Consider the following 6,566-nt stretch of genomic DNA (forward strand, 5'->3'; position numbering starts at 1 on the left):
CTAACGTGTTTCGTACCAATCAGTACGGTATACGGAGAGGCACCGTTATGTCACAGAACGTGCTCATCACGGGCGGAACCTCAGGCATCGGCTTGAGCCTCGCGCAATCCTTCGTGGAGCTCGGGGCGTCTGTCGTCGTTTGCGGGCGTTCGCAGGCTGCGCTTGACCGATTCGCGCAGGCACACCCGCAGGCGCTGGCCGTGCGGGCCGATGTGACGAACGCAGCTGACCGGGCAGCGTTGCTGCAAGCAGTCGCTGATCGCTTCGGGCGTTTGGACGTGTTGGTCAACAACGCCGGCACGTTCGAGGAACGAGACTATGCCGCCGGCAAGAACCCCAATGCGACTCTCGATGACGAGGTGGCGTTGAACCTCACCGCCCCCATCCACTTGACGGGTGAAGTGCTCGAGGGATGGCCATCGCCCGACGCGATCGTATTCATCACCTCGGGGTTCGCTCTGGTCTCGCCCACTCGCGCGCCTACCCACGGCGCGGTGAAGGCCGGCCTGCACGGCTTCGCGGACGGCTTGCGCCGTCAACTCGCCCCGAAAGGCACCCATGTCCTCGAGGTCCTCCCACCGTCCACGGACACGCCCATGAACGCCGAAGCCACGGGGAAGAAACTGACTCCCGCACAGGTGGCGGCGGTCACGATGAAAGCTCTTCGGCGGAGGCGGAACATGGCATTCCCCGGTCAGACGAAAGCCATGCCCGCCATGCTGCGCATCGCGCCGGGCACACTACGACGCGTCGTCGCCGAGCTCTGAACCCCATAGAAATCCTTCCCCCACACCCGAACAAGCCGGGCAGGCCGCCGCCGCGATCGCCGCCGCGGTGTCCGAGGCCCGAACCGCCATCGACAGCCTCAACGCCGCTTCGGGCCTCGCCCGCCCCGACTCGCGCTGAAGCGTCCCAGGATGAGCGGCCTGCCGGCGTTCGACACCGTCGTTGCGGACCAGGTCGAATTCCTGACCCGCCACCTCCTGAACAACTGACCGGCCCGTTCCGGATTGAAAGGATTCTCCATGTCCAAATTCCCCCTCCACCTGGTTCCTTCCCGCAGAGCGCTGACGACCGGGCGCTTCATCGTCGCGGCCACCCACTTGTTCACCCCGCGGCTGGCCGCGCGGGTTTTCCAGCTCACGGCCAGCGGTACCCCCGCGATCCCTTATTCGCGGATGTTCGCGATCCGCAACGCTGCTCTCGGGCTTGGACTGCAACGGATGGACAGTTTCACCCGGCCCCAGCAGCAGCAGTTTCTTGCGGTGAACATCGTCATGGACTCGGTCGATGCCGCCGCTTTCCTGGCTGCGGGCCTGCGGCGCGACGTCAGCCGTACCTCGGCCATGCTGTCCGCCGCCGTGGCTCTTTCTGCGGTGGTAGCCGGTACCACGGCCCTCATCGAGCACAAGCAAGCGGCCGCCCAAGAAACGGAGCCAACAGCGACGGCGCCATCGAACAGCGACTGGAAGTGACCGCACCGGCGTGGCACCGCAGCTGATCCACCGCACCGCCTCCATTGGCTGGAGGCCGCAGAGGACGGGTTGGCGGTCTCTGCCGAGTTCAGCATCGGGCGGATGAGGTTCTGGCGAAGACGTGGACGCCGGTGCCCGGTGCCCGGTGCCGTCGACGGTGAGGGCGGCCGGCTTCCCCCGACGGGGCAGGCCGGGTCACCGGCTGCTCGCACTGGTGGCGATCGCGGGGAGGACGGCGAGAGCGAGGATGCCGCCGGTGAGGGCGAGGACGGGGCAGCCGGAGGCGGAGACGACGAGGTCGGAGCTGAAGCCCCCGGTGGCGCCGGCGATGGCGATGGAGACGTCGACCATGCCCTGGGTCTTGGCGCGGGTGGCCAGCGGCACGGCATCGGTGATCATCGCGGTGCCGGAGACGAGGCCCAGGTTTCAGCCCAGCCGCGGCAGGCGCCGCGGCGGCGGTGATTCCGGCGACGAGGAGGGTGAGGCCGGAGGCTGCGGCTATCGGCGTACGGCCGTACCGGTCGACGAGCCGGCCGGTCAGTGGGGAGGGGCAAGTGCGCTGGCTGCGGCGTCGCCGGGCGGCTACGGCCGCGGTTGGGTGAACAAGCTTGCTCGGTCTCGACCAGGATTCCGCGCTCGGCGAGCCGCTTGAGTTTCAGGCTGGTGTTGTTGATGTTGTTGGGTGCGATCTCCATGTCCATCGCCTCGCACACCTGCCGCGCCCGTAGCGGCGCGTCGGCCGTGGCGAACACCGCCATGATCTGCTGGTAGGCCGGATGGTCCGGCAGTTCCGGGGCCGGCGCCGCGGGCGGCTGCGGATCGGGCAGCTCCAGCAGCGTCTTGCGGGTGATCCGGACCTCCTCGGCGGCCCGGCCGAGCTCGTCCAGCCGTGCGGTCAGCTGCGCGATCTGCTCCCTCGTCGCGTCGGCTTGCGCAGTGATCTCCCGTTCCCGCTCCTCCAACCGCACCAGCACCGCCCCGAGGGTCAGCTCTCCGCCGGTCATGCGCGCCAGGCCGCAGCGGTGGCCCCGGTCAGCCGGCGCAGTATCACCGCGGTCATCGCCCAGTACACCCGCGACTCCGAACTGCGCGGCAGGTGCTCGTAGTCGCGCACCAGCCTGCGGTGCAGCATCAAGATCCCGTAGGCGCGCTCCACGATCCACCGCTTGGGGATCGGCACGAACCCGGCCTGGCCCGGGTTGCGCTCGACGACCTCCACCTCGATGCCCACCGTCTGGCCGTGCGCGACGACGGCGTTCTTGAAGCCCTAGTCGACCAGCGCCTTCTGAACGGTGTCGGTGTCGGCGGCGACCTTGTCCAGCAGCGCGATGCCGACAGTGTTGTCGTGCACGGACGCGGCGAGCACCACCACCGCGATCACCAGGCCCAACACGTCAACGGCCAGGCCGCGCTTGCGGCCCGGTACTTTTTTTGCCGCATCACACCCCGTCGACTCCGCGGGTACCCCGGCCGCCGCGTGCACGCTCTGGGTGTCGAGCACCACCAGGCTCGGGTCCGCCTTCCGCCGGGCTTTCTCCCGCACCTGCCAGCGCAGCAGGTCGTGGATGGTCCGGTCGGTGCCGTCGTCGCGCCACTTGGTGAAGTAGTACATCACCGCGCCGCGCGGCGGCAGATCGTGCGGAAGCAGGTCCCACTGGCAGCCGGTGCGGCCCTGGTAGAGGAGCGCGTTGACGATTTCCCGCATCTCGTACCGGCCCTGATGGCCGCTGACCGAGCGATGCGCGGCCTTCCACGCGGCGATCACCGGTTCAACCAGCGCCCACTGCTCGTCGGACAGGTCGGTCTTGTAGGGCTTGCGCTCGCTCACGGTGGTCAGCCCAGCACGCCCGAGCCCGCCGACCGGCTGGACTGCCGCAGCCCCACACAATCAGGTGACGACAAATCACCTACTAACTCGCATACCGCCCTCTCACTCGGCGGGACACCACCTGGCCGGGCAACCGCAGCAGCCTCGTTTGGCTCGATGTCTGCCGTGATGGGCGGCATCTGCGTTGGCTGGGATACCAGGACTCGAACCTGAACTAACGGAACCAGAAACCGTCGGGCTGCCAATTACCCCATATCCCATCCGCCTCGACGACCTTGGGCGCTAAAGGTCAGCCGGGGGCGTGCCCTGCCACGTCCTCACAGCGCGGTACGGCCTCGGGCCCAATCTACGCATTTGCAGTGTGACGGTCGGTGATGCTGTCGGGCGTGTCGGTCAGCGGGCTGCGGGGGCCTGCCGCCCCTATCGGCGGCTCACCGTCGCCGGGGCCGATCGGGAGGACTCCTCTTCCAAGACGGCTCGCCCGATTGCGGTCATGAGAAGGGCACCTTAGCGTCGGCCCGTCGGAATAATCCGAAAAAGCCAACATGGTCTCTCATGTCGGCTTTCCCTTGGCGTTGAAATGGAGCTTTCATGTCGGTGATGACCGGTGCCCAGCCGCTGCAGCAGTTCGGCCAGCAGACCGGCGGCCAGCAGTTCGGCGGTCCGCAGCAGTTCGCGCAGGTGGTCCAGCAGACGATGCAGCAGGCCTGCCAGCAGGCGAGCCAGCAGATCGCGCAGCGGATGCAGCAAACGCTGCAGCAGATCCAGCAGGTCCAGCAGCAGCTGCAGCAGCAGGGCCTGGCCCACCAGGCACACCCCTACCTGGCCGTCGCGCTGCACACCACGCTGATCCAGGGCGTGCGCAGCGCGGTAGAGCAGTCCGTGCAGCAGGCACTGCCGGCCGCGATCCTGGCCCTGGTCCAGCACAGCCAGCAGGGTCAGCAGGGTCAGCAGGGTCAGCAGGGTCAGCAGGGTCAGCAGCAGTGGGGCGGCGGGTACGGCCCGCAGCAGTTCGGCCAGCAGCAGCCCGGCTCCGGCTTCGGCCAGATGGGTCTGCCCTTCGGCATCGGCTGACGCCCTGGCGGTGCGCGAGGCGGTGTGTCCAGGAGTTGTTCCCGGGCACACCGCGTCATTGTGGAAGTGACCGGTACAGGCGTGGTGAAGGCAGGCGTGATGATGGTCAAGGACAGGCCCGGGAACAAGCCCCGGAACAGCCGCCAGAGCGATCCCGAGGGCGCGAGAGCCGGCGGCGGGCCGGTACCCGGGGACAAAGGAACGGCGCCACGCAAGAAGGGCGCACTGTCACCGGTCGGGGTGCACCAGCGCCGGCAGCGGTACATGGTGACCCCGCTGCCGCAGCAACTGCTTGCACCGGGAATTGCCGAACTTGGCATGGACGCGGTGTGCGACCGGCTCGAGAGCATGCCCGACGTCACCGTGATCCGCCGCCTGGAGCCGTCCGAGAAACTGCAGTCGGCCGGCGTGCAGCCGTCCTGTCCCGAGATCGTGGTCGTCGAGGCTGCCGAGATGCAGCTGCCGGCGATGCGGACCCTGCACGTGCACATCGAACCCGACCTGCCACTGGCAGGCGCGGGACCCGCCACCATGTTGACCCCGGGGATGCTGCCGCTGCCCGATCCGGGGCTGGTCATGCCGCTGGAAGAGCCGGTGGAGATCGCGGTGCGTGTGTGCGGCCCGGACGGCGAACCCCTTGCCGGCGCCGGGGTGTTCCTGATCGGGGCGTCATGGCCGGGCCAGGGCATCACCGCCGCCGACGGAACGGTCACCATCACCCTGGCCACCGACACCGAGCAGTCGGTCCAGTCCCTGTACGTCCGCCCCCGGGCCGGCTACACCGACCGCTGGATCAACCGCCCCGATCTGTCCGCGGCACGGGAGAATGTCGTCACTCTCACCCCGCTCGCCACCGTGTACCCGGACCTGGACGAACGCCAGAGTTACGGCTGGGGCCAGCAGGCCATGCGGCTGGACCGGCTGCCTCCTACCTTCCGCGGCTTCGGCATCAAGATCGCGGTCATCGGTACGGGGGTGAGCGCCGACCACCCCGACCTGAAGCAGCGGGTCCGCTCCGGCACCGACCTCGTACACCGCACCAAGGAAGGCTGGGCGCACGACCCGGTCGGCAGCGGTACCCACACGGCCGGGATCATCGCCAGCGCGGACACCGGCAGGGGTGTCGTCGGCATCGCGGTCGACGCCGAGCTCGACGTCTGCCAGGTGCTGCCCGACGGCCACTTCAGTGACCTGATCGCCGCTCTCGATCACTGCATCGAACACGAGGTGGACATCGCCCACATCGCGGTCGCGTCCCCGTATCCGTCGGCGCTGGTTTCCCGCAAACTCGCGGATGCCACCACGGCGGGTATCGCCTGCATCGCCCCCACGGGCGACACCGGCGGGCCGGTTGCCTTCCCCGCCTGCCTGCCTACCGTGTTCGCCGTAGGCGCCCTGGGCGCCTACGGCACCTGTCCACCCAACACCTCCCACGCCACCCACACCGGAGCTCAGCTGACACCGGAAGGACTCTTCGCCGCCCCGTTCAGCAGTCACGGCCCCGGCATCGACGCGGCCGCCCCCGGCGTCGCGGTCCTGTCCTGCGCCCCCGAGGGCGGTTACAGCGCCGCCGACGGCACCGCAGCGGCCTCGGCCCACATCGCCGGCCTGGCCGCCCTCGTCCTCGCCCACCACGAGGTCTTCCACGGCCAGCTACTGCCCCGCGGCCCCGGCCGAGTGCAACACCTGTTCGACATCATGACTACCAGCTGCCGCCCCCTCGCCGCCCCCGGAACAGCAGAAGCCGCCCGCACCGGACGCGGGCTGCCCGACGCCCTCACCGCCCTCGGCCTCACCCCCGGAACACAACTCGCCCCAGCCCTCACCCCCTACACCCCCACCATGACCGGATAGGCCCCCACCCACGGTCCGCACGCGTACGGCACCCGCCCCCTTAAACGCCGGCGGGTGCCGTACGGCGATTCAGACCAGGCAGTCTCGAAGCCGGCTACTCCCAGGCCATGGCACCCAGCCACGAGGGGCCCTGCGCTTCTCGGACAGCGGTGTTGAGGGTTCTGCCTATGCCACTGCCTGCAACTCCTCGTACTCGGGGACCCCCCGCCGTCGTACTCCTCGAGGAGCGTGCGGGCGTCCCACTCGAGGACGTCGGTCATCTCAGCGGTCGTTACACGCGGTCCAACGAGCCACGGCGGGCTGTCCTGTGACAGTGCACGTTGAGCGCGTGCCAA

The 6,566-nt window shown here is 68.9% G+C and carries 4 protein-coding genes, 1 tRNA gene and 2 pseudogenes; 4 read left to right on the forward strand and 3 right to left on the reverse strand.

Translation table 11 applies throughout. The features are described from left to right. Positions 1-47 precede the first annotated feature (47 nt). Complete coding sequence (locus AQJ27_RS50355) at positions 48-767, forward strand: SDR family NAD(P)-dependent oxidoreductase (protein ID WP_067385656.1); 720 nt, start codon at positions 48-50, stop codon at positions 765-767. 258 nt (positions 768-1,025) lie between these two features. Beyond that, positions 1,026-1,475: a hypothetical protein gene (locus AQJ27_RS50360; protein ID WP_067385658.1), complete on the forward strand. Its 450-nt coding sequence runs from the start codon at positions 1,026-1,028 to the stop codon at positions 1,473-1,475. A gap of 195 nt (positions 1,476-1,670) precedes the next feature. Here AQJ27_RS50360 and AQJ27_RS54325 read toward each other — a convergent pair. The 3 genes and pseudogenes from AQJ27_RS54325 to AQJ27_RS50380 all read right to left on the reverse strand — a co-directional run. Then, a pseudogene (locus tag AQJ27_RS54325) lies at positions 1,671-2,025 on the reverse strand (MFS transporter); the annotation flags it as partial. A 450-nt stretch (positions 2,026-2,475) separates the two neighbouring features. Continuing rightward, positions 2,476-3,303 (reverse strand): annotated as a pseudogene (locus tag AQJ27_RS50375) (IS5 family transposase). A gap of 185 nt (positions 3,304-3,488) precedes the next feature. Continuing rightward, positions 3,489-3,563: transfer RNA gene (locus AQJ27_RS50380), tRNA-Gln, on the reverse strand. A 331-nt stretch (positions 3,564-3,894) separates the two neighbouring features. On the opposite strand from AQJ27_RS50380, the gene AQJ27_RS50385 reads away from it, so the two are divergent. Beyond that, positions 3,895-4,377: a hypothetical protein gene (locus tag AQJ27_RS50385; RefSeq protein WP_067385661.1), complete on the forward strand. Its 483-nt coding sequence runs from the start codon at positions 3,895-3,897 to the stop codon at positions 4,375-4,377. 66 nt (positions 4,378-4,443) lie between these two features. Further along, positions 4,444-6,231, forward strand: a complete 1,788-nt coding sequence (locus AQJ27_RS50390; protein WP_235614046.1) for a S8 family serine peptidase — start codon at positions 4,444-4,446, stop codon at positions 6,229-6,231. The last annotated feature ends 335 nt before the right edge of the window (positions 6,232-6,566 follow it).

Origin of the sequence: Streptomyces olivochromogenes, from assembly GCF_001514115.1 — a bacterium.
In the GTDB taxonomy this organism is placed as follows: Bacteria; Actinomycetota; Actinomycetes; order Streptomycetales; family Streptomycetaceae; genus Streptomyces; species Streptomyces olivochromogenes.